Here is a 24590-nt window from a genome sequence, read left to right as displayed (position 1 = left end):
AGCGGGCAACGGCGGATGACGATTGCCGCGCGACACCGGCGCACTATCTGAATTGTGCAGCTCATGGATCGATCGGGTCCGGACCAGGACGTGCGGATAAGAGGGAATGCATGAGCAGCCGGAATGACAAGGGACTCCTGCTCCTCCTCGGCGACGCCATCGGCGAAACCCAGATCCTGGTCTCCAAGCAACTTGCCCTGTTCCAGGCCGAGATCGGTTCGGCGGTCAATCAGGTGGCGCGTCCGCTTGCCCTGTTTCTGATGGCGGCACTCTTCGTCCTGATCGGATTGTTCGTGCTCCTGGTCGCCTTCGTCAAAGGGCTGGCGCTCCTGATCGGTTCGGAGGCGATCGCGTCGCTGATCGTCGGCGGTGCCTTCGCCGCCGTGACGCTCGGTCTCTTCGCCTTCGGGTATCGGTTGATGTCCCTCTCGAACCTGGAGCCGATGCGGACGCGGCGCCAACTCGCACGGGACCGGGACGCCCTGAGAGCCCGCTGACGCCGAGCCAGCAGCCGCCTTCCGGTCTCCTCGCCGATCGACCTCCGGGCTCAGGCGGAGATCGCCTGTTTGTCGACCACCCCGCCCCGCTCGTCGAAGCGGTAGGCCAGCATCTGGGCCGTGGCGAGATGCACGTCGGCCACCTCGGTGGCGCTGATCCCGTCGAGATGCATGATCAGCGCCCGCAGCGAATTGCCATGCGCCACGAGAAGAACCCGCCTGCCCTCCCGGACCCGGGATTCGATCTCGTCCCGGTAATACGGCAGCATTCGGTCGGCGGTCATCGCCAGGCTTTCGCCGCCCGGCGGTATCGCATCGAAGGATTTGCGCCAGGCACGGACTTGCTCGACCCCCCAGCGTTCCTGGGATTCGCGCTTGTTCAACCCGGCGAGCTCGCCGTAATCGCGCTCGTTCAGCGCGGCGCTCCGGTGGACGGTGAGGTCGGGCTGCCCGAGGCCCGCCAGGATGAGGGCCATCGTGCGCCGGGCCCGCGTCAACTCGCTGGTGAAGGCGAGATCGACGACGGATCCGAGCTCTTTCAGCCGGCGCCCGGCGCTCTGCGCCTCGCTGACGCCGCGTTTCGTCAGATCGGGATCTCGGATGCCGGAGAAGAGGTCACGCTCGTTGTCGTGGCTCTGCCCGTGGCGGACGATGACGAGAGTTCGTTCGGGAAGGAGCATTCGGGGAGGGGCGTCCGCAGGAGGTCGGGCGAAGTCGGGGTGTGCGAAGTCAGGCGGCGGGTCAACGCCTGCGGCTGCCGGTCAACGCCTACGGCTGCCGCGCGGGCCGGTGACCACCGGGGTGTTGGCCCGGTTCTCGTCGAGGAGCTTGCGCCACCGGGTCAGACGTTCGGGATCGAGCGTGCCCTCCGCGACGGCGGCCTGCACGGCGCAGCCCGGCTCGTGGGCATGGGTGCAGTCCCGGAAGCGGCAGGAGGGGGCCAGCTCGACGATCTCGGCGAACAGCGTATCGATGCCCTCCGCGGCGTCGCTCACATGCAGCGTGCGCATCCCCGGCGTATCGATGACCCAGCCGCCGCCCGCGATGGCATGGAGAGAGCGCGAGGTGGTGGTGTGGCGCCCCTTGGCGTCGTGTTCGCGGATCCCGCCGGTCTCCTGGGGGAGGTCCTGGTCCGGGCCGGCGAGCGTATTGACCAGGGTCGATTTCCCCACCCCCGATGAGCCGACGACCGCTACGGTCAGACCTTCGCCGCACCAGGGGGCGAGGAGCGTCACGGCGTCCGGAAGGCGCGGATTGACCGTGACGACGGCGAGGTCGCGCTGCAGGCCGGCGGCCTGCCGCCGGTAGCTCTCGGCATCGGGCGCCATATCGGCTTTGGTGAGGACGATCACTGGGTTCGTCCCGCCCTGATTGGCGAGCGCCAGGTAGCGCTCCAGCCGGGCGATGTTGAAATCGGCGTTGCACGACGTGACGACGAAGAGGGTATCGACATTGGCCGCCGCCAACTGCAGCGGGCCTCCGCCTTCGTTGCGCCGTTGCAGCACGCTCCTGCGTGACAGACGGCGCTGCATCGTCCCGGTCTCGGGCTCGACCAGCACCCAATCGCCCACGGCGAAATCGCCGGTCTGGGTATGGACCGGAAGCACGAGCCCCACCGGCCCCGTGAGGGATAGGGCGGTCAGCCGGGAGCGGTGGACCGTCGCGATCCGCATGGGCACGAGACCGGCCTCGGCCGGTTCACGTTGCTCCTCGAAGAAGTCGGACCATCCGAGACGGGAGGGCCGCAGGGGATGGGAGTTGCTGAGATCATCGGTCACCGGCCAGCCATGACAGGGCCTTGGCGGATTGACCAGCGCTTCGCCGTCCCCTGGCGCCCTCCCCTTGCTCCGTGGCGGCAAGGTGACCGATCATCGAGGCAACGGATTCGGAAGAATGGATTCCAGGGATGGGTCAGACGATGTCGAAGCTCGAGGAGAAGCGCGAGGAGATCGCGGCCCTGATCGCATCGGAACTCGGTCTCGGCGATCTGACCGGATTGAGCGAGGCCGACCGCGCGGCCGTCGATCGCCAGACCTCGGAGGTGATCGAGAGCTGCGCCCTCGACACGGATGAGCCGGCCGATTGCGAGGAGGCGGGCACGCAGCTTCAGCAGCGGCTGCGAGAGTACCGCGCCCTGCTGGAGTTGCGGACGGACGAGGCGGATGCCTGGCTGGCCGAAGAGGGCGAGGTGTTCGGCCGCGAAGACGATGCGTGAATCCGGTCCCGGCGGAATCGGAAGGCTGCCCTTCGCCTATGTCCTTGAGGGAAGTCCGTTCGCGACGGCCCCGCCCGACGTGTCGAGCTTGGCCCGACACCCGACCGCGTAGACATTGGGCGGCCGGCTGCCGACCTCACGCTGCCAGCGGCAGGTTTGCGTGAGCCTCACATAGACATCCAGAACCGAGGCGTGATCGCCGAATTGCTGGCGGAGGCGGGCGACCCGATAGATGCCCCGGCGCTCGCAAGGACCGCAGGCGATGACGAGGTGCGAGGCCCTCACGTCGCAGAGGCGCTCCATGTCAGGCCACCGAACCGGGAGATAAGCCCCGGATCCTGCTCTGCGCCGGTGCGACGTTGCCGGTAGCTGCCTCCCCGCCGGCCATGTTCGTCGCTTCGGACGTAGCTAGGGCCGCAAGCCGCAGCAAAGGATCGGCCAGCATGGTGGACACTCCGCGCATAAGAACATATAGAGAACATAGAGTTCAAGCGCGGAGGTCAAGATGCAGACGGCCGACCTGTGGATATCGGGAAATCTCTCTCACGCCGGCCTGCCCTCGGGCATGGCGAAGCGTGCGAATGCCGGTTCGGCGGCACGCGTGCCGTCACCCCGCACGAGCGGAGACCGGGCCATGCATTTCGACGTGCTGGAGGAGCGGGTCGGGCGCTGGGGCTGGTCACTGCGTGACGCTTACGGCCAGGAGGTCGCCCATTCTCCGATGCCGTATCCGAGCCGTGTCCAGGCCTCGGCAGCGGCCTTGGCCTTTTCCCAGCTCGTGGCTTACGCCGGCAAGCAGATGCGCCGGCCCTGAGGCCGGACGGCGAGTGTCTGCCGGGTGTGGGTTCCCTCGCGCCTCGTGCGAGCGAATGACGGATCGACCCGTTCCCCTAACGGATACTGCCGCAGGGGAGCGAACCGATCCTGCCGGGGATCTCGAAGATCGTCCCGGATTGTAGTCCGGGACGACGTGTTACGAATTTATCAGTATATTGGCGGAGCCCACGATGGTCGCGGCCAGCATCACCGATGCAACGCCGACCATGATGTAGGAAAAGACTTTCAGCATCGATGCCAATGAACTGTCCTGACTGGGTTAGCAGCGGCTTCCGCCGGACGTCTGGCCGTATTGCATGACGTCGCGGGTCTGCTGGTTTGCGTTGCCCTCCGCGGCCGAACTCATCGGACAACCGAAGGACGCGGGGGCTCGACGATCGGCTCGGATCGCGTTGGTGGTCTCGACGTCGTAGGGAGCGAACGCCGTGTAACGCGAGGGACGCTCCATCGCCATCGTAGGCGAGATCGATGTCAGTCCCACGACGAGAGCAGTCGAGAGGGCGGCGATGTAAGACTTCATATGGGCAATGGCTTTCTTTTCTTGTGAAGCCTCCGTATCCCGGCTGCTTCTTCTGTGTGAAGCCAATATGAAGTAATAATTTCCTTTGTGGCGTGTCGGCACGCACGTGGTGCAGCGGATTAAAGATCCTGATCAAGCCTATGCCATCGATGTATGTGGCATTCCAGCATCGAATTATTTGATAGGACAATCAAATACAAAAGTGTTGGTTATATAATCCCTGAATAGTTTGGGAATGAGTGTCGCAGGGCCTACGATGGCGGAAGTGGCTGTGACCAGGGCCTGATTTCGAGAATGGCCGTTCCGGTCTCGTCCATGCGAGTGCCATTCGGACGAGTTGTGCCGACGGCGTGTGGGCGGCTCTCTTCCCCCTCACGCCATCGTCCGCATCGGTTCGCGCGCCGGATCATCCCCGGTCGATCATCGGCGAAGAGCATCGCCTCGCTCGTCGATGATCCTCTGCCGGCCTGTGTCAGGTCGAGGGTGCGATACGGTCGAGCGCCGCCATCGTGTTGTCGGACAGGTCGAGTTCCACCGCGGCCATGTTCTCGCGCAGGTGCTCGACCGACGACGTGCCGGGGATCAGCAGGATGTTGGGAGAGCGGCGCAGGAGCCAGGCCAGCGCGACCTGCATGGGCGTCGCGCCGAGCCCCTCGGCAATCTCGTTCAGGGCCGCCGACTGGATCGGGCTGAAGCCGCCGAGCGGGAAGAACGGGACATAGGCGGTGCCGGATGCGGCGAGATCGTCGATCAGTGCGTCATCGGCTCGATGGACCAGATTGTACTGGTTCTGGACGCAGACGATCGTCGCGAGGGATCGGCTCTCCGCCACCTGCCGCGCCGTTACGTTGCTCAGCCCAATCCGGCGGACGAGGCCCTGTCGTTGGAGATCGGCGAGGATGGAGAGCGGCGCCTCGATGGAGCCTTCGGCCGGTCCATGCACGTCGAGCATGATGCGCAGGTTGACCACGTCGAGGGCGTCGACGCCGAGGTTGCGCAGGTTGTCATGGACGGCGCTCGTGAGCTCCGCTGCGGAGAAAGCGGGATTCCAGGAGGCGTCCGCACCGCGCCTGGCTCCGATCTTGGTGACGATCATGAGGTCGTCCGGATAGGGGTGGAGCGCTTCGCGGATGATATGGTTGGTGACGTGCGGTCCGTAGAAATCGCTGGTGTCGATGTGGTTGACGCCGCGCTCGACCGCTTCGCGCAGCACTGCGATGGCGGCGGCCCGGTCCTTCGGAGGACCGAAAACGCCCGGCCCCGCCAATTGCATCGCGCCGTAGCCCAGGCGCTTCACGGTGCGGTCTCCGAGGGCGTAGGTCCCGGCCTGTCCGATCTTGGTCATGCGACTCTCCTGTAGGATGACCAGGACTGTAATGCCTCATGGATTGCGTGATAATGCGCCCTTATCCGCACGGGATGTGCGAAAAGGCGAACAATGGCGACCGATCTCGGGGATTTGGCGGCGTTCGTCGCCGTTGCGGAAGCCGGCGGGTTTCGCGACGGCGCACGGGCGAGCGGCGCGAGCGCATCCGGCTTGAGCGAGGCGGTCCGCCGGCTGGAAGCCAGGCTGGGCGTCCGGCTCCTCAACCGGACGACCCGCAGCGTCGCGCCGACCGAAGCGGGCGCACGCCTCCTCGAACGATTGATGCCGGCCTTAAACGAGTTGGATGCCGCGCTGGACGTCGTCAACGGCTTTCGCGATCGTCCGGCCGGCACGCTCAGGCTCAACGTGCCGGTCAGCGCCGCGCGGCTCGTGTTGCCGCGGATCGTGCCGCCCTTCCTGGCGGCCTATCCCGATATCAGGCTCGACATCGTGGCCGAGGACGGTTTCGTGGATGTGCTGGCCGCTGGATGTGACGCCGGGATCCGCTACGACGAGCGGCTCGAACAGGACATGATCGCGGTTCCGATCGGGCCGCGCCGGCAGCGCTTCGCCACGGCCGCCTCCCCGTCCTATCTCGATCGTCACGGGCGTCCCGCCCATCCGAGAGACCTGCTGAGTCACGCCTGCCTCGGCGGCCGTTTCGCGAGTGGCGCGACGACGGCGTGGGAATTCGAGCGTGAGGGTGAGGTCGTTCGCATCGACCCCAGCGGTCCCCTCATCGTCCGGGTCGGGGCCGCCACCGACCTCGCGGTGGATGCCGCCATTGCGGGGACCGGGATCATTACCCTGTTCGAGGATTGGCTACGCCCGCATCTCGAGAGCGGGGTTCTGGAGCCCGTGCTGGAGCCATGGTGGCAATCGTTCTCCGGCCCGTTCCTGTATTATCCGGGCCGGCGCTACCTTCCCGCGCCGCTGAGGGCCTTCGTCGACTTCATCGGCGCGCATCGCGATCCTCGCTGATCTCGCCGCGCGACCGAGCGCCTCGTCGTCTGCTCAGAGGCCGAAGTTTCGGCTCAGGACGATCATCAGTTCCGTCTGGCTCGCCGTATCCGTCTTGACGAAGATCTTCTTCAGATGGGTCCGGGTGGTATGGATCGACATGCCGAGCCTGTCCGCGCATTCGCCGGTGCTGTGGCCGGCCAGCAGGCTGTGGCAGAGCTCGGCTTCCCGTGGCGTCAGCCCGTACAACGTTTTCAGGATGTCACCGGCGAGTTCCCGGCTGTCATCGAGGTCCGTGATCGTCAGAATGGCGCGGCAGCCGTCGAAATACTCCAGCCCCGCCTTGCGCAGGGGCTGAACCCGGAGAGTGAGAGGCCGCTTGGCCTCCCGGTGGATGACGATCGGCGCGGAGGCGAGTGAGACAGCTTGCGGATCGGACCAGATGGCGGCGGTGATATGCGCGCGAAGCCGGGCCGTGGCCTGAGCATCGGAGGGAACGACGAGTTCCCCGAGCCGCACAGCCAGATCGGGGCCGAACAGGCGTTCCGCGCCGCTGCTCACCCGCAGAACCCGTCCCGTCCTGTCGAGGAGCACGCTAGGATTGCGGACCGTTTCCAGGGCGTCGGCGATGCCCGTGAGACGCGCCTCGCCGAGGCTGTGGGCCGGTTGGGCGGCCCGGTTGAGGGGGGCGATGAGGCGCCGCAAGGCGATCTGCTCATCCAAGGTGTAGGGCCCCTGTTGGATGGTCCGCTGCATCATCATCACCCAAGCATCATCGCCCGCCTGGACCATCAGTCCGGCGGACCATTGAAAGCCGTGGCTGCGCAAGTAGTCGGCGTAGAATGCTTCGGATCGCATGGCCTCCGGCGTCGCGTAGTCCTGATCGACGAACATGCCTGTCTTGAGAAGCTTGGGGACGCCTCTCACGCGGTAATCGTTCTTCGACAAGCCGTCGCGAAAATAGCCGTCGGCCACCGCTTCGAGACTGGCGCTCATCGGCAGGCCGGGTACGCGTCCCTTCAACGGGATGGCGACGACCCCTCTCGCGCCCGTGGAAGTCGCGATTTTGGCGACTGCTTTGTCCCAGTCATGAGACTGAAGCGCGGATGTGACGAGCGAGTTTTCGATGTCCTGCAAAGTCTCGTCGTCGAGGAACATCTTGATCCTTCAGCGGCGTCGAACGCTCCCGCGTAAAACGATGCACTCTCGGCTGAGGAAAAGTAACCCGGCTGAACTAAATTGAAAAGACCTTAATGTGTTTTTGTTGGATGAGGTGTCTATTTTATAAACTAATCTTATTGTGGTTGAAATTTCTGTCAATATTGGAATATTTACTGATAGTTATAAATAGATAGAGCGTTCGAAGAGCTGGCGGTTGGTCAAAGATTCGGACCTGCATAGAGCAGTCGACGGTCAATAGTTGCAAGAACGCTGCAGGGCGGGGGAGCTGGATCCCTTCGATCATCGCCACGCCGCCCGTTTCGCCGCGCCTGGGCTTGCCGCTCCATCGCCGCCATCAGGCTGGCTCGTAGGCAGGCGCCGACAATCGAGTGCTGTCCGAAGCCGTTTCCTGTGAAAGCGCACCCAGGGGGCCGGCATGAAGCCGGGCGATCAGCCGTGTCATGTCCTCGGGCAGGTCGGCAGCGCTCTCGAGGCCGAAGGCGAGATCGAGGCCGGGTATCATGCTACGTAGGAAGGCCTGGGACGCCTCCGCGCCGGGGCGGGGAAGCTCCGCCCCCCTGGGCGGGATGTGCAGGACGGGCGTGCCGAGGGTCGTTGTGGGGAGAGCGAGCATGGCTTCCACGGGGTGCGCGACGCGCCTTGCGCAATCCCGCCGCCACCGGACTGGGGCGGCCTATCTCGTAAGGCTGCCCAAGCTAGACCATACTGGTTGAACCATAGCTGAAGGGAGCCGGTGGCCTTGCCGCTTCATCGTGGTTCTGCCGTCCAACGAGGGCGAGCGGCTGAGATGAGGGGATGCCATTCCGGAATTCCGGGAACAGGACGACGGATTCCGCGAAGCTGCCGCCGATCCGGGATCAGGATCAGATGTAGTGGCGGAAGACGACCTGACTCTGAGCATCCTTCGCCTTGCCGCGTTCACATCCGTCGACCGGAGGCCGAGCCTGGATCAGCGATGCCGGCAGGACCAGCGTGACGAGGGCGAGCAGCCAGCGGAAGGGACGTGCAACTGTCATGTCGGATTCCTGGGGCTGCGTCGCGGTCGGATCGTCACCTTGAGATCATGCGCCTATGGCGGCTGAATGGTTCATAGCTGGCCGCGATCCGTTTCGCTGTGCCGGCGCGCACATCGGCTTGGCCGTTCTAAGACAGAAACGGCTTCAGCAGCGGTGCGGTCGCCGCGCCCAAGGCGCCGAGCGCGATGAAGAGCCGCCAGACGTGAAGATCCGTGATCATGGAAGCCTCGATCTTGCCGCCGTTCGGCGCGTGAATGCCACATCATGGCGGCGATACGTTGCGGCGTGGTTTCGAGACAGGGTGAACGATGTCTTCTACCGTTCCGAGGCCATGGCGCCTCGGTCCCCGCCTCCCCGGGGAGCCCGGGGCAATCCCCAGACCGGGCAGTTTCATGCCGCCGGGTGTCGGCGCGTGGCTCTTATGAAATCGGGCTCCCGCCCCGTTCCGCGTGACCCCGATCGTCAGCGGGAGGCCCGTCAGGTGTCCTAGACCATGAGGATATCTTGGAATGTCAGGACTGGGCGCGAGGTGAGGAGGGCGAACTGGAGGGCGTCGGCCGATCCGCTGCCGTCCACGTCGTAGGAGACGGCGCCCGTCCGCGAATCGTAGAGGATCCGGTCGTCCGCATCGAGGATGGCACCGGCCGCGCCGAGATCCTTGAAGGCACCCGTCGCCAGGGTTCCGGTCTTGGTCAGTGCCGTGAAGATTCCGTTCTCGAGTCGGAGCGTGTCGTCGATGGCGGCGAAGTCGACGATGCTGTCGACATTGCCCGAGCCGAGCGCCGTTTTGAAGAAGAAGATGTCGGCACCGGCTCCGCCCTTCAGGATGTCGTCGCCCAGACCGCCATTGAGCATGTTGGCACCGCTATTGCCGGTGAGCGTGTTGGCGAGGGCGTTGCCATTCCCGATGATGTCCGCGCTGCCGGTGAGGAGAAGGCTCTCGAGCTCGTTGCCGAGGCTGAACGCCACCGAACTCCGCACGAGATCGATGCCGCCCCCCGCCACCTCGAAGATCTTGTCGCCACCATCGGTGATGTAGGTGTCGTTGCCCAATCCACCGGTGAGCCTGTCGGTACCGGTCCCGCCATTGAGGACGCTGGCGGCATCGTTGCCCAAAAGCACGTTGTCGAGGGCGTTGCCCGTCGCCTTGATCGCCCCCGTTCCGGTGAGGGTGAGGTTCTCCAGATTTCCGCCAAGGGTCAGGGTCGCCGAACTCCGAACGAGATCGGTTCCGGCGCCGAGCGCCTCGACGATCGTGTCGCCGCCATCGGTGACGTAGATGTCGTTGCCGAGGCCACCGATGAGGGTATCGCGGCCAGTGCCGCCGTCGAGGACGTTGGCGGCGGCATTGCCGGTGATCCGGTTGGCCAGGGCGTTGCCGGTGCCGTCGAGGGCGATCGCGCCCGTCAGGGTCAGGTTTTCGACATTGTCGCCGAGGGTTAGGGAGACCGAGCTCAGGACGAGGTCGGTGCCGCCGTCCAGGGCCTCGGTGACGTAGGTGTCGTTGCCGAGGCCACCGATGAGGGTGTCGTTCCTGGCCGATCCGATGGTGGTGACACCAGCGGTCAGGCCGGCATTGGAAACCAGCACCGAATCCGTGCCGGTAACGCTGGAGGGGGAGCTGAAACGAAGGTCGTCGACCGTCACGGTAGCCGTCTCATTCCCGCCATATGCAGCGGAGGCCGCGATCGTATCTCCGGGATCCGAAGCCGCGATGGCATCGGCGATCGTTGCGTAGGTGCCCGGAACGTTGCGCGTCGCCGTGATGGTCATCTTCCCCTGGAAAGGCGTCGTGACCGTCTCGAATCTCGAACATCACGACGGTCATTCGTTTGCCCGGCGCGGTTAGAGCACCCGATTGCATGCCGCACATCCCCCAAACGGAGTATGTCGAGTCAACGATTCGCTTGTGGACTGTGCTGGTGGGCTCAAGCCATGATAAGCCATGCCTTAAAATCAAGCATTTCGGCATTCATGCGGAGTCCGCCGCGGCCGGCCCATCGATGCGGACTACATAATGATGTCGATCTTCATCATAACGTGTGCTGGATCTGGTTTAGACGATGCCAATGATCGTCAGTTCCGAAGTCCTGATCGACCATATCTACGAAGCCGCCGTCATTCCGGAGATGTGGCCTAGTGTACTGGCCGAACTGGTGCGGGTCGGCGAGGGACAAGGCGCGCTTTTGTTCACGACGGTGGGCAGCGAGTTCAGATACGTCACGTCCCCGGGCTTCGAGGCGGGGATCGCCGAATATGTCGCCGGGGGCTGGCCGGCGCGGACCGACAGGCCGGCGCGGTTGTTCGCCAGGGAACATGCCGGCTTCCTCACCGACCTCGACGTCTACACCGCCGCCGAGATGGAGGTGGAGCCGGTCTTTCGGGACTTTCTGCGGTCGAGGGGCCTGGGTTGGGGCGTCGCCAGCGCCATCGCGGTGCCGAGCGGGGATCGGCTCATCCTCAACGTGGAGCGGGAATTCGCGCGCGGTCCCGTCCCCGGCGAGATCGTCGCCCGCCTCGATGCCCTGCGCCCTCACCTCGCCCGGGCAGCCACCATGTCGGCGAGGCTGCGGCTGCAGACCGTCAGGGTGGCGGCTCAGGCGCTCGATGTCGTCGACATTCCCGCCGCGATCCTCGGCAGGCAATCCCAGATCCTGGCCATCAATGCCGGCTGCGCGGCGTTCCTCGGAAGCACCATCCGGGAGGCGCATCGCCTGACCCTGTCCAACCCGGAGGCGGACCGCCTGCTGGAGCGGGCCCTCGAAGGACTGGCGACGGAGCGGCGGACCTCGACCCGGTCCATCCCGATCCCGGCCACGGACGAGCGCGGCCCGGTGATCCTGCATCTCCTGACGATCCGGCGGGCGGCGGCGGACCTGTTCAACGCCGCCTCCGCCATCGCGATCTTCACGCCCGTGGCGCAAGGCGCCGCGCCCGACCTCACTGTTTTGTCCGGCCTGTTCGACCTGACCGTGGCCGAAGCGCGGGTGGCGCGCGAGATCGCCCTGTGCAGGACGGTGGAGGACATCGCCCTGCGGACCGGCGTCGCCACCAGCACGGTCCGGACGCAGCTGCGATCCGTCCTGTCCAAGACCGGAACCAACCGCCAAGCCGAACTCGTCGGGCTCCTCGCGGGAACGACCCCGCCGGACTGGCGGACATCGTAAGACGATCGGACGAGCCGATCCGTGTCCTGTTGTCCCGTGGAGTTGCCTGTATGAAAAGCGCCGCCCACTCGGGTTCGTCGGATCGCCATGACCAATCCTGACCCGCTGCGTCTCGTCGATGCCTGCTACGCGGCCGCCCTCGATGCCTCGCTCTGGCCGGGTGTTCTCGAGCAGGTGAGCGCCTGCCTCGGAGCGCGGGGGACGGTGATCGTCTCCTACGATCCTCGCCGGACGGCGGACACACTCCATTCGGACAGCCTGCGGGAGGTGCACGACGCGTATAGCGGCGGGTGGTGGGAGCATGACAGCCGTATCGCCCGCGCGCGGGGGCTCGGGATGCGGCCCGGCCTCGTCGTGGCGGATGCGATGCTGTTCACGCCGGAGGACAAGCGCAAGGATCCCTTCTTTCAGGATTTCTGCGCCAAGCACGGGCTCGACGAACTCGTGGCCTTCTTCGCCCCCGATCCCGGCGGCGGGCTGATGACGGTGAGCGCCCTGCGCGAGGCCGGCAAAGGGTATTTCGAAGCCGGGGAGATCGCCCTGCTCACGCTGTTGGGGCCGCATGTCGCGCGGGCCTTCGACCTCACGGCGCGGCTCGGCGTCGCCCACCGGCAGGCGGCCGATCTCGGCTCGGCCCTGGCGCGGGCAGAGATCGGCGTCGTCCTGCTCGATCGGGGTGGCGCCGTGCGGTTCGTCAATCCCGGTTCCGAGAGGATGGTTGCCGGCTGTCTCAAGATCGCCCCGGGCCAGCCCGTGAGGACCGTCGTGGCGGCCGATGGCCCGAGACTCGACCGCCTCGTCGCCTCCGCCCTGGCGGAGAACAGGCCCTGCGCGGCCGAACCCATCATCCTGCGTTCGTCGGATGGGTCCCCCCGGCTGCTGGCGGAGGCGATGCCCCTGCGCACCGGTGAGCCCGGTCTCGAATTGATCGGCTCGGCCAAGGGCGGGGTCCTGCTCCTGCTCCATCCCGTCACGCCGCCGGTGTTGGTTTCCGTCGCCCCGCAGCTCGAGCAACTGGGCCTGACGCGGATGCAGGCTCTTGTGGCGATGGAGATCGGCCGGGGAAGCTCGCCCCGGGAGGCGGCGGAATTGCTCGCGGTCCGGGAGGGCACGGTGCGGGTTCACCTGAAAGCGATCTTCGGCAAGCTCGGCGTCAGGCGTCAGAGCGAACTCGCCATTATCGTCGCGCGCCTCGATGCCATCCTGAGCCGACGGCGCGAGCGCGAAACCGATACCAAACCCTGAACGGTGCAGGCGTCACCCAGTATCATGAACGCAAAAAGCCGCCCGAAGGCGGCTTCTCGCGGAGACCTTGGTCTCGCTCTATCAGTGGGAAGCGTAGACGCTTCCGGCCGACTTAGTTGAAGGTGTCGATCTCAGCCGACTCGTAGCTGGTGACTTCCATGCCGACACACACTTCCTGAACGACGGGGGCAGTCCAAGCCATGATGTTTCTCCTGCGTTGCAAGTCTTCTTTAGAAGACATCTCAGATGCGCGGCACGACCGCGCTTGAGCAATACCTATTGTCCGCCCTGCCCCATAGCAAGCAGAAAGACGGAAATATTCTGCAGGATTCCCTTAGTTTTCTCTCATGGAACAGAGGGGGAAGCCGCATGCGGACGGACCGTTTCCGTCATGTCCGGGCGAAGGCCGCGGCCTCGGCCACTTGATCCTCGCCGGGAGTTCGGCCCGTATAGAGAACGAACTGCTCGAGAGCCTGCAGTACCACCACGTCGTGGCCGGTGATGACGCGCTTTCCCATGCTTTCGGCCGCCCGTAGGAAGGGCGTCGTCGAGGGCAGCGCCACCACGTCGAAGGCGACGGCGCAGGCAGCGATCTGAGGGGGCGGAAAGGCGAGGGCTTCGGCCTCCGGCCCTTCCATGCCGAGGGGCGTGACGTTGACGAGGAGCGGGGCCTGCGCCTCGCCGATCTCGGGGCGCCAGCCATAGCCATGGCTTTCCGCCAGGGCGCGCCCGGCCGGTTCATTACGGGCGACGACCGTACCATCCACGAAGCCCGCATCGCGCAGGGCCGCGACGACGGCCTTGGCCATGCCGCCAGACCCGCGCAGGAGGAACGGTGTCTGCGGATCGATGCCGTGCTTCTCGAGGAGCAGGCGGACCGCGATGTAATCGGTGTTGTAGCCGGTGAGGCAGCCGGCCTCGTTCACCACCGTGTTGACGCTGTCGATGGCCGCGGCCGAAGCTTCGAGGCGATCGAGAAGCGGGATCACGGTCTCCTTGAACGGCATCGAGACGGCGCAGCCACGAATGCCCAGAGCCCGTATGCCGCCGATCGCAGCCGGCAGGTCGGTCGTGGTGAAGGCCTTGTAGACGTAGTCGAGCCCCATGAGCTCGTAGAGCCGGTTGTGGAAACGCGACCCGAAATGACCCGGCCGTCCCGACAGGGACATGCAGAGCGTGGTCTCGCGTCCGATCGGGGGCTTCATCGCGGTCTCCGGTCGCTCGGAGACGCGGCATGCCCCGCACTCCGGCACCGGAGCGATATCACGTCCCGCGATACGTCGCGCCCGTCAGGCCTTGCGGTTGCGCCCGTCGTCCAGGATCGCCTCGGCGTGGTACCAGCCGTCGCAGAAATCCATCCTCGGCAGTTCCATGGGGCGCGAGATGCGTGAAGCGAGGTCCACCACGGCGTTGCTGCCCATGCGTGTGCCTGTCGAATGGGCACGCGCCGATGCTGCAACCTTCCTGGGCACGAAAGCAAAGATTTCGGCTGAATTCCGAGGTGAGCTCAAAGTCATGATCCAACGTCTCCAAAAGCTGCTGGGCCTTCATGCCCCCGACGTCTCGTTATGATATGAGCGGTATCTGATATTTGCACTGGCTAAACGTGAGAAAGGCACGCCATGCCGGTAATTCGAGCATGCCTGAATTTGTTTCATGAGTGAATGTATGGTGCGCTGCCGCGGCCGGACTCCTCTTTCGCTCCTGCTCATGCCGATGACGGACGGCTTTGTGGCGATTGTGCTTCGTCATCGGCGCGCTGCCCTCGAGCAGCCGAGCGTATCGTCTTGCTCCCATGTGAGGACGGATCAAATCCAGACCTCCCGCGCATCAGGTTGTTCGGAACCATGACGGCGTAAATATCTTGATCAAGCCTAGCAAGCGCACGCCGATATCATCGCTTAACTTTGGTCAAGCTTTGCCGTGTGCGCATGGATGCGGGAGAACGATCCGGTTCATATTGTGTCCGCCGGATCGATCCCGTTTGGCCTGTCACGACGTCATTCAAACTAAGGAGGAACGAGCCATGGGTCTTTTCAGCAAGGACATCCAGACTCTCGACGATCTGTTCGTCCATACCCTGCAGGACATTTATTACGCCGAGAACCAGATCACCAAGGCGCTGCCGAAGATGATCGCCAAGGCGACCGATCCCGAACTCAAGAGCGGGTTCGAGAAGCACCTTTCGGAGACCGAGGGTCAGATCAAGCGCCTGGAGCAGGTGTTTCAGATGCATGGTCATACGCCGAAGGCGGTGACTTGCCCGGCCATCGACGGGATCATCAAGGAGACCAACGAGGTCTCCGGAGAGATCGGCGACAAGCAGGTCCTCGATGCCGCCCTCATCGCCTCCGCGCAGGCGGTGGAGCATTATGAGATCACGCGCTATGGCACCCTCGTGGCCTGGGCCAAGCAGCTCGGCCGGGACGATTGCGCCAGCGTGCTGCAGCAGACCCTGGACGAGGAGCGCGCCACCGACGAGCGCCTGACGCGGATGGCCGAGAGCCAGGTCAACCGCCGCGCCGCCTGACCCGAGAAAGCCGCCCTCCCCGGTCGGAGGGCGGCCCGTTCGTCAGGTTGGGAAGAATTGGTTGGCCGGGCGCGGCAGGCCGAGATGGTCGCGTAGGGTCGTGCCTTCGTATTCGGTGCGGAACAGGCCCCGGCGCTGGAGTTCCGGCACCAGGGTGTCGACCACGTCGTCGAGACCTTCCGGCACGTAGGGGAACATGACGTTGAACCCGTCGCAGGCCCGCGTCACGAGCCATTCCTCCATCTGGTCGGCCACCTCGGCCGGCGTCCCCACCATGGTGAGGCCGCCATAGCCGCCGACCCGCTGGGCGAGCGCGCGCACCGTGGCCCCGGTCTTCCGGGCATAGCCGACGATCTGGGCCTGGGCGCTCTTGCTGGCATTGGTCTCCGGGAGATCGGGCAGGGGCGCGTCGAGGTCGAACTCCGAAGCATCGACGCCGAGGCGCACCGAGAGGTTGGCGATGCCGCTGTCCGTGGGCACGAGCGCATCGAGCCGGGCCTTCTTGGCCTCGGCTTCGTCGCGCGTCTCGCCGAGGACGATGAAGGCGCCGGGCAGGATCTTGAGATGGTCGGGGTCGCGGCCGGCGACGGGCATCCTGCCTTTCACGTCGGCGTAGAAGTCCTGGGCGGCGGCGAGTTTCGAGCCGGCGCCGAACACCATCTCGGCGGTCTCGGCGGCGATCTGGCGTCCGGCCTCCGATGCCCCCGCCTGCACGATCACCGGCCAGCCCTGGACGGGGCGGGCGATGTTGAGGGGGCCCTTCACCTTCAGGAATTCGCCGGAATGGTCGAGGACATGGAGTTTGTCGGGGTCGAAATAGACCCCCTCCTCCACGTCGCGGATGAAGGCGTCGTCGGCCCAGGAATCCCACAGGCCGGTGACCACATCGAAGAACTCGCGGGCGCGGGCATACCGGACCGCGTGGTCGAGATGAGCGTCCCGGCCGAAATTCAGGGCCTCGTCCGGGTTGCCGGAGGTGACGAGGTTCCAGCCGGCGCGGCCGTTCGAGATATGGTCGAGGGAGGCGAACTTCCGGGCCACATGGTACGGCTCGTTATAGGTCGTGGAGGCCGTGGCGATGAGCCCGATCCGTTCGGTAACGGCAGCGAGCGCTGGCAGCAGGGTCATCGGGTCGAAGGACGTCACGGTGGCGCTGCGTTTCAGCGCGGCCATGGGCATGTTCATCACCGCCAGATGGTCGGCCATGAAGAATGCATCGAACTTGGCCGCCTCCAGTCGCTGGGCGAAGCGCTTGAGATGGGGAAAGCTGAAATTCGCATCCGGATATCCACCGGGATAGCGCCACCAGGCGGTGTGGATGCCGATCGGCCGCATGAAGGCGCCGAGATGGAGGCGACGAGGCTGGGTCATCCGAGGCTATCTCCGTCCGGTGCGTGAAAGTACGACTTCGGAATAGAGCAGCGGGCAGAAAAAAGGCTCCCGGATTTCGAGGGAAATGGCCGGGAAAATCTCAGAGACGGCTCGCCGTCACGGGCGTCGTTCTCGCCACAGGATGGCGGCCCGGCGTGCGACGTCCCGCATCCGCCGGTCGAGGGCGGGATAGCGGCGGAGGGTCGAGACCAGCCGTGCCCGCGCCGCGCTCTTCAGGCCACGCCAGCCGAGGGAAACGGTGAAATCGACCAGCGGCAGGGGCTCGACGTTGAAACGGCGCTTGTAATCGTAATCGCCGATGCTGAAGTCGAACGAGCGGCAACCCTCTTGATGAAGTGCCTCCATGGTCTTGTCGATGACGAGGCGCCCGGGCGAGCAATGGGACCATTCCCCCCCGGCATTGCTGATGCGGATCATGACGTAGGTGTCGGCATTGCGGATGCCGAGCAACGCCGCGACGACCTCGTCGCCCGATGTCAGGGCGCTAACGACGGCGTAGCCGTGGCCGAGGCCCCGTCCGACGAGGCGACGGTAGAAGGCGTCGAACTCGGCCTCGTCGAGGCGGTAATCGGCGCCGATGCTGCGCATGCGCGCCTCCTGCTGGCGCGCCATCACCTCGAGAACCCGCTGGGCCTCGCCCTGGTCGGTGACGATGCGGAAGGCCGTCTCGGACTCGCGGGAAAACACCCTCCAGCTTCGCTCCAGCTCCTTGCGCACGGTCTTGGCGAGGCTGCGATGATAGGCCTCCCAATCCTCGCCCGTCCTGACCTCGTTGCCGTTGAGCGGGCACGGGGACACACCTCTGAGGAGGGACAGCGGATTGGGCCCGTCGGCGAAGGTCGCCGGCATTTTGCGCAGGGAGAGAAGGTCGGCGCGCGGCAGCGCGGAGCGGATCGCCTGCCATAGCTCCAGGGCGCCGGCATGGTCTCTCGGAGCCGCTGGGCCGAGGAGCGGCGCGTTGTAATCGGTGAGGCCGAGATCGGCGAAGGCGATGATGCGGCGGGTCCCCGTCTCGTCGATCACGAGGGGAAGATGCAGCGCGAGCGCGCCCGTCGCCCTGTCCCGCGCCGTCACCAGGAGGGGCGTCAGCCCCACGCGGTCTTGGAGCGATTCATACCAGGTCTCGATCCAGACCGGATCCTGAAACGGCGTCGGCGCACCCGTCCATCCGGGCACGCACTCCGTCCAGTCAAATGCGATCGCCACTTCGTAGCTCCGCGCTCCGGAGGCTCCCTTTCCCGATGGCGCGATGCTCCGGCGATGGGCCGGCAGCGCCGTCCCGCTCACGCCGGAGCGGAGAGTTCGAGGATCTGGCCCGGTCGGGCCGCATCGAGGCGGAAATCGACGGCACGGCGGGCCGCGCGCTCCTTCTTCACCCAATCACTGTTGCGCAGCAGCTTCTGCATCACCGCCTTGGACCAGTAGCCCGGCCCGGTGATGGCGTGGCTCGCCGGCTCGCGGCCGAAGCGATGGCGCAGCATGCCGTTGGCGAGGTTGACGATCTGCTTGCGGCGGATCGGCTCGTCCACGAAGGAGACCGTCATCGACACGTTGAGGCAGTCGAGATTCTCGACCCGGTGCGGGGCATTGAGCGGCCAGCTCAGCATCTGGCCGGGCGACAGCTCCATCACCTGGGCATGGGAATCGTACCAGGGCGCATAGGGCATATCGACCTCAACATCGAAGAGGGCGATGTCCTCGAGATGCTTCGGCGTCACGAAGGGCGGGGTCGAGGGATAGACGTAGACTCGCTTGGCGCCGATGATCTGCCACAGGTGCTGCCCCGGCAGGTCGGCATGATAATAGACCTGGGCGTTGGGCGACGAGATCAGGATGCCGCAGGTGGATTTCGCCGGAGAGAAGCCGGGTACTCGCTGGGCCAACTCCTCGAACATGGCGTCGAGCGTGTCGCGGTAGCGCCGGTCCACGGTCTCGATATTGCGCAGGTTGAGCCACATCCGCCCCTGGGCGATGGACTCGATCACCTGCGCGCCGGGAAGTCCCCCGGTCTCGCCCTCGCGCCAGAACTTGCGCTGTCCGGCGGCGCCCATATGGACGAGGCTGTACTGGCCGCTTGGATAGGTGTCGATCAGATCGGCCAAGGCCTCCCGCGAGAACAGGGGAGACTGGTGCAGCCGATGCTCGAGCCGCAGCGGCTGATGCCCCCAAAGGGCGCTGTGGGGCTCGTCCCAGGAGGTGAAGATCGGGTCGTTCATGGCTACGGTCAATCCGTATCGTGTCCCGCTGTTCTTCAGATGAGGTGGGTCGGTCCCCCTGCGGGACAGGGCCGATCCATTTCCGGACATCATATCCGACGTTGATAAAATCTTTGCATTCGCGGTGCCGACTGAAAAAGATTCCTGCGTGGGCCGCGTGAATACGGTGTCATGCTCTTCGTAGAAGGGCCGTTGGCGGGTGGATCGAGCGTTTTAAACTGCTCGGCCGAAAGTCTTTCGCAAGCGACGGCCTGCTAGGACGGGCCGGTTACATCCTTCTCCGGAACCTCACCGCATGACGCAACGCCCTGGACCGGGAGAGACGCGGGTACCCTCCCCCTGGCTGCATCTCGTCGGTACGGGGCATCCGCCCTGCGGAGTCGGCGATTTCGCCGGACAGTTGATCGAGGCCCTCAGGCGTCAGGGTCAGCCACAGGAGACCCTCCCCTTGGAGCCGGGCCGCGTGCCGCTCGGCGAAATCTGGCGCGCCGTGGGGAATGCCCGCGCCGTCATCGCCAATCTGCCGCTGGTGCCCTGGAAGCGGGCGCTGATCGGCCCCCCTTCGGCCTTCGCCATCGCGTTCCTGCGGCGTCGGCGACGGGTCGCGATCCTGCATGAATGGGGCAGCATGCACCGCCTGCGCCGGCTCGTCCTCCGGCCGCTTCTCCTCTTCGCGGACACAATCGTCCTGCTGTCGCCCCAGGTCCGGGACGAGCTCGCCGCCGATCCCGTGATCGGCCGTCTCGCGCGGCGGGCGGTGATGATGCCCCTGCCCCCGAACATCACGCGGCCCGAAACCACCGTGCCGAGCGCCCTGTCCGCGCGGATGCGCGCCGCCCGCGAGGGAGGGCGTCTCGTGGTCGGTCATTTCGGCTCGATCTATCCGGGCAAGCAGCCGGAGGCGATCCTCGACATTGCCGCCAGCCTGAAGGCGCGCGGCGCCGACCCGCTCGTCGTCTTCATCGGTTCGTTCATCCGCGCCTCCGACGGGATCGAAGAGATATTCCGGGCCAAGGTCGCGGCGCTCGACCTCTCCGAGACGGTGGTGGTCTCCGGCTATGTCGCCTCGCCGGAGGAGCTGTTCGGCCTGTTCGACGAAGTGGACGCCTTCGTCTACGTCCTCCCCGAGGGGCTCACCGCGCGCCGCGCCAGCATCCTGGCCTGCGTCCAGGCCGGCCGGCCGGTCATCGTTACCGAGCCGGTGCGCGCGGACGAATTCGATCACCATCCGCGCTTCCAGGCGCTCCTGTCCGGTGGGGCCATCGTCCTCGCCCCGGGCGGAGCCGGACCCGAGGCCTATGTCGACCTCGCCCTTGCAGCGTCGACACGGCCGACGCTGCCCCCCGCCATCGATCGCCACGTCTGGTTCGCCGATGCCGCCGGCAGCCTGAGGGACGCCCTCGGCCGAGGCGCGACCAAGCTTGGGAGGTACGACGCTTGGGAGGTGTGAACTTTGGGAGGTGTGAACTTTGCCCTCTCCCTGGGATCGAAGGGCTGAAGAGGCATGCCATGACCCAATCTGATCCAGGCACCGTGCCGTATGAGAACAAGACCGGCTGGTCCGCGCATTGGGCGGTCGGAGGGCTGGTCGTCGGCTGCGTCGCGACCCTGCTCTGGTTCGGCGCGCTGATGACTCTCGGCGGCTGGGCCGTCGGCATCATCGAGTTCTGAGACTGCCGGACAGGGCGTCCCACTTTCGGGATGAGACGCCTCCGGGGCGTCTCACGCGCTGCGGAAACGGGCGAGGTAGCGCAGACCGAAGACGGAGATCAGGAAGGTGACCCAGACCGGGTCTCCTCCATCGAAGAAGAAGCTCTCCATGCAGGAGAGCAGCAGGCCGAAGAGCCAGACCTGCACGAACATCGTCACCAGCGGGTCGGCCCGGCCGTTCGCCTCGATCCTCATCACGTCCCGCAGGGGGGCGGCGACGAAGATCGCGAGAACGAGAACGAGGCCGGGCAGGCCCAGGGTGACGGCGGTGTCGAGGTAGCTGTTGTGGCTGTGCGAGGCGTATCCGGCCCAGCTCGACCCGTCATCGGACGCGGCGCGCACGGTGACGTTGTTCCAGAATGCCGAGAAGCCGTAGCCGGTGAGCGGACGCGCCGTGAGGGCCTCGATGGCGAACTGCCACACATCGGTCCGGCCGGTGAAGGTGGAATCCACGGGCAGAGCCCGCACGATGGCGGCCAGGGGCTCGCTCACCACCGTGCCGACGCTGAACAGGTTGATCGTGAAGATCGGAACCAGCGTGAGGAGGATTCGGCCCGCGAGGGAACGGATGACGCCGAACAGGCCCGTGATCGCCAGCGAAGCCACCAGGAGCGCCGTCGCGCTCTTGCCTTCCGAGCCGAGGAGGAACAGCCCCGACAGGGCGACGATGACGAGGCCCACCGTCACGAGCCCCGAACGCGCCACGGCGATGCCGATGAAGACCAGCATGGCCATGACCGCCGCCGCACTGTTCTTATGGCCGAACACGCCGCGCCAATTGCCCGCGAGCATGGGCTCGCCCACGTCCTTCGCCTGATGGATGGCAAGGTCCGGCGCGAGCAGCATGCCGAGATAGCATGCGCCCAGCAGCAGCAGGGAGGCGATGGCGAGGAGGTTGCGCAGATCGTTCCGCGACCGCGCCAGCAAGGGCAGGCAGGCGGCCGCCAGCATCACGGAGCCCGCCAGGGTCAGGCGCTTGACCGACGTCACGGGATCCTGTGACAGAACGACATTGACGGCGAGCCAGGCTCCGAGCGCCAGGAACCAGGGCGAGGCGAAGCCGCGCAAGGCTTTGGCGTGAGCCGGGAGAGTCAGGGCGAGGCACAGCAGCGCGAAAAGGCCGAAGCTCGCATAGGTGAGCCCCTCCCGCCCCGTGGCGAGTTCCAGAACGTCCGGATTGCTGAGATCCTGGAACGGTTTGAGAGAGATCCAGCTGAGCAGCAGGACAGCGAGGAAGACGACCTTGCGTGCGATGAGGATGGCGGGCGTGTCGGCGAGTACCGCCTGCAGGCGGCGCCATCCCCCGGGCGCTGCCTCCGATGCCGGCACTCCGATCGCCCCCGTCTTCATCGATCCGCCTCCTTCATCTCCCGCGAGTCCGCAGGCGCGGGGTGCTGGCACGGTAGGGCTGCGGTTCGATGCCCAGGGCCGCGAAGCAGCGCCCGAGGGCCACGAGGATCGGGTGCAGGGCGATGGTGGGCTCCCGTGTCCGGACCAGATTGAGGATGGCGCGTCCGAACGAGACCCCGAGGATGGCAAAGGATTTGCCGGCCAGGGTCACGAGACCAAGACTGCCCTGCGCATGCTTGCGCTCGATCCGGTAATTGACGGCCCCGATCCGCAGGCCGCGTGCGGCGAGCCATCCCGTCCGCGTGCGGGCGAGAGGCACCGTCTCGGTGATGACCGCATCCGCCTCCCAGTAGAAGGTCACACCGGAGCGGCGGGCACGGGTGAAGAAGTCGGTGTCGCCGCCGCCGAGGAAATTGTAGCTCGTGTCGAAGGGTGGAGCTCCCATCAGCGCGAAGGTGCGCCGCGTAATCACGCAATTGCCGCTGCCGTAGATCACCGGAACCGGCCCGCTCTTGTCGTAGGCGGGGGCGAAGGCGGGGTGGTTGTCGAGGCCGGGCCGTGTTCCCGGTTCGAAGCGCGGGATCACCGGGCCGCCGACGATGCCGACCCCCGTGCGCTGCGCCGTGGCCACCATGCGCTCCAGCCAGTCGGGCTGTGCCAGCTCGTCGTCGTCGATCATCAGGAAATAACGGGTGTCGGGATAGGCCGCGAGGGCAGTGGTGAAGGCCCGGTTGATCGCCGAGCAATTGCCCTGGCGCTGCTCGACCACGCATTGGCCCTGGAGCGGTCCCTTCGCGAACACCGCCTCGGCGGCCGCCAAGCCGGCCTGCGACGCGCCGTCGTTGTCCACCACCACGACGGCGAAGCGGAAGCCGGTCCGCTGACGCGCCAGGGAGGCGAGGGTCTGGACGAGGTGCTCCGGCCGTTTGAAGGTCGGGACGCAGACCACCGCGTCGAATGGATTGGCGCGCGCCTTCACGACGCGCTTCCGGTGAAGCGCTCAATCACGGTCATCAGCGGCTTGGGCCTCAGGTCGGAATCCAGTGGGAGCGGCCGGTTCGCCGTGCCGTCGGGTCGGGTGAAGTATATCGGTACCCAGGTATAACGATCCGTAATACCCCAGGTAAGGACCGCGCTCGGCGGCGTCACCTCGTCCACCGCGTGGAGGAAATCGGCCGCCTTGCGCGCGATCATCGCATCTCGGGTGGCGGCGTCGGTCGGCAGTCCCACGTCGATCACATCGAGTTCGGTGACCAGAACGTCGAGCTTCAGCGCCTTGATCTCCCGCAGGAAAGCCTGGAGGCCGTCGCGGTCGATCTCCCGATCCGCGAACAGATGGGCCTGCAATCCGATGGCATGAATCGGGATACCTCGATCGACGAGGGAGCGTGCGATGGCGAGGATGCCGGCTCGGCGCATGGCGAAGCGCGGTCCGACGAATTCGATGTCGTATTCGTTGAGGACGAGCTGGGCGGCCGGATCGGCGGCATGAGCCGCCTTGAAGGCGATGGGGATGTACTCGGCGCCGAGGGTTTTCGTCCAGACGAAGGAGCGCAAGTCCCGTGGCGAGACCGGATTTTCGGGCATCGGCTCGTTCACCACATCCCAGGATCCGATGAAGCCGCGATAGCGGGAGACCACCGCTTCGATATGGCTGGTCAGCACCCATTCGGCCTCGACGGGGCTCGTGATCGCCTCCGCCCAGGCGGGCATGCCGCCGTACCAGGCCAGGGTGTGACCCCGCAGGCCGAGTCCGTTGCTACGGGCGAAGGCGGCGATCGTGTCGGCATCCCCGAAATCGAACGTTTCCCGGTTGGGCCGCAGGACCGGCCATTTCAGGCTGCCCTCCGGGACCAGCAAGCGGCACCTCTCCGCCAGGGCGGCGCGATAGCTCGCATCCGCCGCGAGAGCGTCCCCGCGAACCGCCGCCCCGAATGGGATTTTGCGCGGAGAGGCGACGGCGGCGCGATGGGCGAGCGCGCCTCCCAGCCCAAGGATGCCGCCCAGCGCTCCCTTGAGGACGGACCGGCGATGGGGAGGGCCCTGTTTCATGCCGAGATCCTGGGAAGAGTGAGAAGTCGCCCAAAACGGCACATCCCGCCGGGAGATAGTGGGGAGTTCTGCAAGTTCAGGTCCGTACACAGGTTCTGAGCCGAACAGGGAATGGTATCCGTCACGGATGACCCTGCGATGCATCCATCCTTGTGGGATGCCTCCCGCGATCCGACAGCCGAGACCTATGGGTCCATCAGGACGTGGTGTTCACCAGGACTTGTGCCCTCGGCAGGAATACGCCGATCACCAGGGTATGACGGCGCCCCGTTCTCCAGGATAGGACATCTCTCCAGCCCGACCGCTCCGGACGGAGCCTGCCCTTCTCTTTCCCG

Annotated in this window: 27 protein-coding genes; 9 read left to right on the top strand and 18 right to left on the bottom strand. The window is 65.9% G+C overall.

Features of this window, described 5'->3' with window-relative positions; genetic code table 11:
* The first annotated feature begins 110 nt into the window (after positions 1-110).
* Positions 111-497 (top strand): phage holin family protein, encoded by a 387-nt coding sequence (locus tag AC0IXR_RS14020; protein WP_311274488.1) that lies wholly within the window; start codon positions 111-113, stop codon positions 495-497.
* A 50-nt stretch (positions 498-547) separates the two neighbouring features.
* On the opposite strand, the gene AC0IXR_RS14015 is transcribed toward AC0IXR_RS14020, so the two are convergent.
* Entirely contained in the window at positions 548-1177 is a 630-nt protein-coding gene (locus tag AC0IXR_RS14015; protein ID WP_471761157.1) for a 2,3-bisphosphoglycerate-dependent phosphoglycerate mutase, read from the bottom strand.
* Positions 1178-1258: 81 nt separating this feature from the next.
* Positions 1259-2275: a ribosome small subunit-dependent GTPase A gene (rsgA, locus tag AC0IXR_RS14010; RefSeq protein WP_311274486.1), complete on the bottom strand. Its 1017-nt coding sequence runs from the start codon at positions 2273-2275 to the stop codon at positions 1259-1261.
* Between the two features lie 140 nt (positions 2276-2415).
* Between rsgA and AC0IXR_RS14005 the strand changes: the two genes are divergently transcribed.
* Positions 2416-2712, top strand: coding sequence for a hypothetical protein (locus tag AC0IXR_RS14005; RefSeq protein WP_471761155.1), 297 nt, complete (start codon positions 2416-2418; stop codon positions 2710-2712).
* A 36-nt stretch (positions 2713-2748) separates the two neighbouring features.
* Here the strand turns inward: AC0IXR_RS14005 and AC0IXR_RS14000 are convergent, their stop codons facing one another.
* On the bottom strand, positions 2749-3015 hold the full coding sequence (locus tag AC0IXR_RS14000) for a hypothetical protein (protein WP_056434138.1): 267 nt from the start codon (positions 3013-3015) through the stop codon (positions 2749-2751).
* Between the two features lie 202 nt (positions 3016-3217).
* On the opposite strand from AC0IXR_RS14000, the gene AC0IXR_RS13995 reads away from it, so the two are divergent.
* Positions 3218-3526 carry a hypothetical protein gene (locus AC0IXR_RS13995; RefSeq protein ID WP_471761154.1) on the top strand — a complete coding sequence of 103 codons (309 nt, stop codon included), beginning with the start codon at positions 3218-3220 and terminating at the stop codon, positions 3524-3526.
* A 282-nt stretch (positions 3527-3808) separates the two neighbouring features.
* Here the strand turns inward: AC0IXR_RS13995 and AC0IXR_RS13990 are convergent, their stop codons facing one another.
* Positions 3809-4069 carry a hypothetical protein gene (locus tag AC0IXR_RS13990; protein WP_056434137.1) on the bottom strand — a complete coding sequence of 87 codons (261 nt, stop codon included), beginning with the start codon at positions 4067-4069 and terminating at the stop codon, positions 3809-3811.
* A 472-nt stretch (positions 4070-4541) separates the two neighbouring features.
* Positions 4542-5414 carry an aldo/keto reductase family oxidoreductase gene (locus AC0IXR_RS13985; protein ID WP_471761152.1) on the bottom strand — a complete coding sequence of 291 codons (873 nt, stop codon included), beginning with the start codon at positions 5412-5414 and terminating at the stop codon, positions 4542-4544.
* 93 nt (positions 5415-5507) lie between these two features.
* Here AC0IXR_RS13985 and AC0IXR_RS13980 point away from each other — a divergent pair, with 93 nt between their 5' ends.
* A complete protein-coding gene (locus AC0IXR_RS13980; RefSeq protein ID WP_311274482.1) occupies positions 5508-6416 on the top strand; it encodes a LysR family transcriptional regulator in 909 nt (302 codons plus the stop codon).
* Positions 6417-6449: 33 nt separating this feature from the next.
* Here AC0IXR_RS13980 and AC0IXR_RS13975 read toward each other — a convergent pair whose 3' ends face one another.
* From AC0IXR_RS13975 to AC0IXR_RS13960, 4 genes are all read right to left on the bottom strand, one after another.
* A complete protein-coding gene (locus AC0IXR_RS13975) occupies positions 6450-7553 on the bottom strand; it encodes a helix-turn-helix transcriptional regulator (protein ID WP_471761150.1) in 1104 nt (367 codons plus the stop codon).
* 358 nt (positions 7554-7911) lie between these two features.
* Complete coding sequence (locus AC0IXR_RS13970) at positions 7912-8190, bottom strand: hypothetical protein (protein WP_471761149.1); 279 nt, start codon at positions 8188-8190, stop codon at positions 7912-7914.
* 250 nt (positions 8191-8440) lie between these two features.
* Positions 8441-8593 carry a hypothetical protein gene (locus tag AC0IXR_RS13965; RefSeq protein WP_200919237.1) on the bottom strand — a complete coding sequence of 51 codons (153 nt, stop codon included), beginning with the start codon at positions 8591-8593 and terminating at the stop codon, positions 8441-8443.
* Between the two features lie 486 nt (positions 8594-9079).
* A complete protein-coding gene (locus tag AC0IXR_RS13960; protein ID WP_471761147.1) occupies positions 9080-10366 on the bottom strand; it encodes a calcium-binding protein in 1287 nt (428 codons plus the stop codon).
* Between the two features lie 290 nt (positions 10367-10656).
* Between AC0IXR_RS13960 and AC0IXR_RS13955 the strand changes: the two genes are divergently transcribed.
* Together AC0IXR_RS13955 and AC0IXR_RS13950 are read left to right on the top strand one after the other, a co-directional pair.
* Positions 10657-11760 carry a helix-turn-helix transcriptional regulator gene (locus AC0IXR_RS13955; RefSeq protein WP_471761146.1) on the top strand — a complete coding sequence of 368 codons (1104 nt, stop codon included), beginning with the start codon at positions 10657-10659 and terminating at the stop codon, positions 11758-11760.
* An 87-nt stretch (positions 11761-11847) separates the two neighbouring features.
* Positions 11848-13005: a helix-turn-helix transcriptional regulator gene (locus AC0IXR_RS13950; protein ID WP_471761145.1), complete on the top strand. Its 1158-nt coding sequence runs from the start codon at positions 11848-11850 to the stop codon at positions 13003-13005.
* 112 nt (positions 13006-13117) lie between these two features.
* On the opposite strand, the gene pqqA is transcribed toward AC0IXR_RS13950, so the two are convergent.
* From pqqA to AC0IXR_RS13935, 3 genes are all read right to left on the bottom strand, one after another.
* Positions 13118-13207, bottom strand: a complete 90-nt coding sequence (gene pqqA, locus AC0IXR_RS13945) for a pyrroloquinoline quinone precursor peptide PqqA (protein WP_018043773.1) — start codon at positions 13205-13207, stop codon at positions 13118-13120.
* Positions 13208-13394: 187 nt separating this feature from the next.
* The gene (locus AC0IXR_RS13940; RefSeq protein WP_471761144.1) at positions 13395-14210 is read right to left on the bottom strand and encodes a shikimate 5-dehydrogenase; all 816 of its coding nucleotides are present in this window, start codon (positions 14208-14210) and stop codon (positions 13395-13397) included.
* Between the two features lie 84 nt (positions 14211-14294).
* Complete coding sequence (locus AC0IXR_RS13935; RefSeq protein WP_244477938.1) at positions 14295-14426, bottom strand: DUF2735 domain-containing protein; 132 nt, start codon at positions 14424-14426, stop codon at positions 14295-14297.
* Between the two features lie 605 nt (positions 14427-15031).
* Here AC0IXR_RS13935 and AC0IXR_RS13930 point away from each other — a divergent pair.
* The gene (locus tag AC0IXR_RS13930; RefSeq protein ID WP_419951210.1) at positions 15032-15535 is read left to right on the top strand and encodes a YciE/YciF ferroxidase family protein; all 504 of its coding nucleotides are present in this window, start codon (positions 15032-15034) and stop codon (positions 15533-15535) included.
* Positions 15536-15577: 42 nt separating this feature from the next.
* On the opposite strand, the gene AC0IXR_RS13925 is transcribed toward AC0IXR_RS13930, so the two are convergent.
* From AC0IXR_RS13925 to AC0IXR_RS13915, 3 genes are all read right to left on the bottom strand, one after another.
* Complete coding sequence (locus AC0IXR_RS13925; RefSeq protein ID WP_471761143.1) at positions 15578-16906, bottom strand: LLM class flavin-dependent oxidoreductase; 1329 nt, start codon at positions 16904-16906, stop codon at positions 15578-15580.
* Between the two features lie 117 nt (positions 16907-17023).
* Positions 17024-18133, bottom strand: a complete 1110-nt coding sequence (locus tag AC0IXR_RS13920) for a GNAT family N-acetyltransferase (protein WP_471761142.1) — start codon at positions 18131-18133, stop codon at positions 17024-17026.
* Positions 18134-18210: 77 nt separating this feature from the next.
* Positions 18211-19143 carry a hypothetical protein gene (locus tag AC0IXR_RS13915; protein WP_471761141.1) on the bottom strand — a complete coding sequence of 311 codons (933 nt, stop codon included), beginning with the start codon at positions 19141-19143 and terminating at the stop codon, positions 18211-18213.
* A gap of 295 nt (positions 19144-19438) precedes the next feature.
* Between AC0IXR_RS13915 and AC0IXR_RS13910 the strand changes: the two genes are divergently transcribed.
* Positions 19439-20593, top strand: a complete 1155-nt coding sequence (locus AC0IXR_RS13910; RefSeq protein WP_471761140.1) for a glycosyltransferase family protein — start codon at positions 19439-19441, stop codon at positions 20591-20593.
* Positions 20594-20652: 59 nt separating this feature from the next.
* Positions 20653-20814: a hypothetical protein gene (locus tag AC0IXR_RS13905; protein ID WP_207411328.1), complete on the top strand. Its 162-nt coding sequence runs from the start codon at positions 20653-20655 to the stop codon at positions 20812-20814.
* 51 nt (positions 20815-20865) lie between these two features.
* Here the strand turns inward: AC0IXR_RS13905 and AC0IXR_RS13900 are convergent, their stop codons facing one another.
* The 3 genes from AC0IXR_RS13900 to AC0IXR_RS13890 are packed head-to-tail and all read right to left on the bottom strand — an operon-like array spanning position 20866 to position 24255.
* Positions 20866-22203, bottom strand: coding sequence for an O-antigen ligase family protein (locus AC0IXR_RS13900; RefSeq protein WP_471761139.1), 1338 nt, complete (start codon positions 22201-22203; stop codon positions 20866-20868).
* Between the two features lie 13 nt (positions 22204-22216).
* Positions 22217-23182 (bottom strand): glycosyltransferase family 2 protein, encoded by a 966-nt coding sequence (locus tag AC0IXR_RS13895; RefSeq protein ID WP_471761138.1) that lies wholly within the window; start codon positions 23180-23182, stop codon positions 22217-22219.
* A complete protein-coding gene (locus AC0IXR_RS13890; protein ID WP_471761137.1) occupies positions 23179-24255 on the bottom strand; it encodes an endo-1,4-beta-xylanase in 1077 nt (358 codons plus the stop codon). Before AC0IXR_RS13890 ends, AC0IXR_RS13895 begins: the two co-directional genes overlap by 4 nt.
* Positions 24256-24590 lie beyond the last annotated feature (335 nt).

The sequence above is a fragment of the Methylobacterium sp. AC832 genome, from assembly GCF_979256025.1.
The sequence above is the reverse complement of the archived record's forward strand: the minus strand, read 5'-3'. Positions and strand labels throughout refer to the sequence as shown.

What these genes read in the sequence shown, in the direction of transcription:
- pqqA (WP_018043773.1), bottom strand. Translation starts at nt 13,207, where the DNA reads ATGGCTTGGACTGCCCCCGTCGTTCAGGAAGTGTGTGTCGGCATGGAA.
- AC0IXR_RS13980 (WP_311274482.1), top strand. Translation starts at nt 5,508, where the DNA reads ATGGCGACCGATCTCGGGGATTTGGCGGCGTTCGTCGCCGTTGCGGAA.
- AC0IXR_RS14000 (WP_056434138.1), bottom strand. Translation starts at nt 3,015, where the DNA reads ATGGAGCGCCTCTGCGACGTGAGGGCCTCGCACCTCGTCATCGCCTGC.
- AC0IXR_RS13910 (WP_471761140.1), top strand. Translation starts at nt 19,439, where the DNA reads ATGACGCAACGCCCTGGACCGGGAGAGACGCGGGTACCCTCCCCCTGG.
- AC0IXR_RS13940 (WP_471761144.1), bottom strand. Translation starts at nt 14,210, where the DNA reads ATGAAGCCCCCGATCGGACGCGAGACCACGCTCTGCATGTCCCTGTCG.
- AC0IXR_RS14005 (WP_471761155.1), top strand. Translation starts at nt 2,416, where the DNA reads ATGTCGAAGCTCGAGGAGAAGCGCGAGGAGATCGCGGCCCTGATCGCA.
- AC0IXR_RS13990 (WP_056434137.1), bottom strand. Translation starts at nt 4,069, where the DNA reads ATGAAGTCTTACATCGCCGCCCTCTCGACTGCTCTCGTCGTGGGACTG.
- AC0IXR_RS13955 (WP_471761146.1), top strand. Translation starts at nt 10,657, where the DNA reads ATGCCAATGATCGTCAGTTCCGAAGTCCTGATCGACCATATCTACGAA.
- AC0IXR_RS13930 (WP_419951210.1), top strand. Translation starts at nt 15,032, where the DNA reads ATGGGTCTTTTCAGCAAGGACATCCAGACTCTCGACGATCTGTTCGTC.
- AC0IXR_RS13890 (WP_471761137.1), bottom strand. Translation starts at nt 24,255, where the DNA reads ATGAAACAGGGCCCTCCCCATCGCCGGTCCGTCCTCAAGGGAGCGCTG.
- AC0IXR_RS13925 (WP_471761143.1), bottom strand. Translation starts at nt 16,906, where the DNA reads ATGACCCAGCCTCGTCGCCTCCATCTCGGCGCCTTCATGCGGCCGATC.
- AC0IXR_RS13995 (WP_471761154.1), top strand. Translation starts at nt 3,218, where the DNA reads ATGCAGACGGCCGACCTGTGGATATCGGGAAATCTCTCTCACGCCGGC.
- AC0IXR_RS13900 (WP_471761139.1), bottom strand. Translation starts at nt 22,203, where the DNA reads ATGAAGACGGGGGCGATCGGAGTGCCGGCATCGGAGGCAGCGCCCGGG.
- AC0IXR_RS13905 (WP_207411328.1), top strand. Translation starts at nt 20,653, where the DNA reads ATGACCCAATCTGATCCAGGCACCGTGCCGTATGAGAACAAGACCGGC.
- AC0IXR_RS13970 (WP_471761149.1), bottom strand. Translation starts at nt 8,190, where the DNA reads ATGCTCGCTCTCCCCACAACGACCCTCGGCACGCCCGTCCTGCACATC.
- AC0IXR_RS13975 (WP_471761150.1), bottom strand. Translation starts at nt 7,553, where the DNA reads ATGTTCCTCGACGACGAGACTTTGCAGGACATCGAAAACTCGCTCGTC.
- AC0IXR_RS13985 (WP_471761152.1), bottom strand. Translation starts at nt 5,414, where the DNA reads ATGACCAAGATCGGACAGGCCGGGACCTACGCCCTCGGAGACCGCACC.
- AC0IXR_RS13950 (WP_471761145.1), top strand. Translation starts at nt 11,848, where the DNA reads ATGACCAATCCTGACCCGCTGCGTCTCGTCGATGCCTGCTACGCGGCC.
- AC0IXR_RS14020 (WP_311274488.1), top strand. Translation starts at nt 111, where the DNA reads ATGAGCAGCCGGAATGACAAGGGACTCCTGCTCCTCCTCGGCGACGCC.
- AC0IXR_RS13915 (WP_471761141.1), bottom strand. Translation starts at nt 19,143, where the DNA reads ATGAACGACCCGATCTTCACCTCCTGGGACGAGCCCCACAGCGCCCTT.
- AC0IXR_RS13935 (WP_244477938.1), bottom strand. Translation starts at nt 14,426, where the DNA reads ATGGGCAGCAACGCCGTGGTGGACCTCGCTTCACGCATCTCGCGCCCC.
- AC0IXR_RS13960 (WP_471761147.1), bottom strand. Translation starts at nt 10,366, where the DNA reads ATGACCATCACGGCGACGCGCAACGTTCCGGGCACCTACGCAACGATC.
- AC0IXR_RS13965 (WP_200919237.1), bottom strand. Translation starts at nt 8,593, where the DNA reads ATGACAGTTGCACGTCCCTTCCGCTGGCTGCTCGCCCTCGTCACGCTG.
- AC0IXR_RS14015 (WP_471761157.1), bottom strand. Translation starts at nt 1,177, where the DNA reads ATGCTCCTTCCCGAACGAACTCTCGTCATCGTCCGCCACGGGCAGAGC.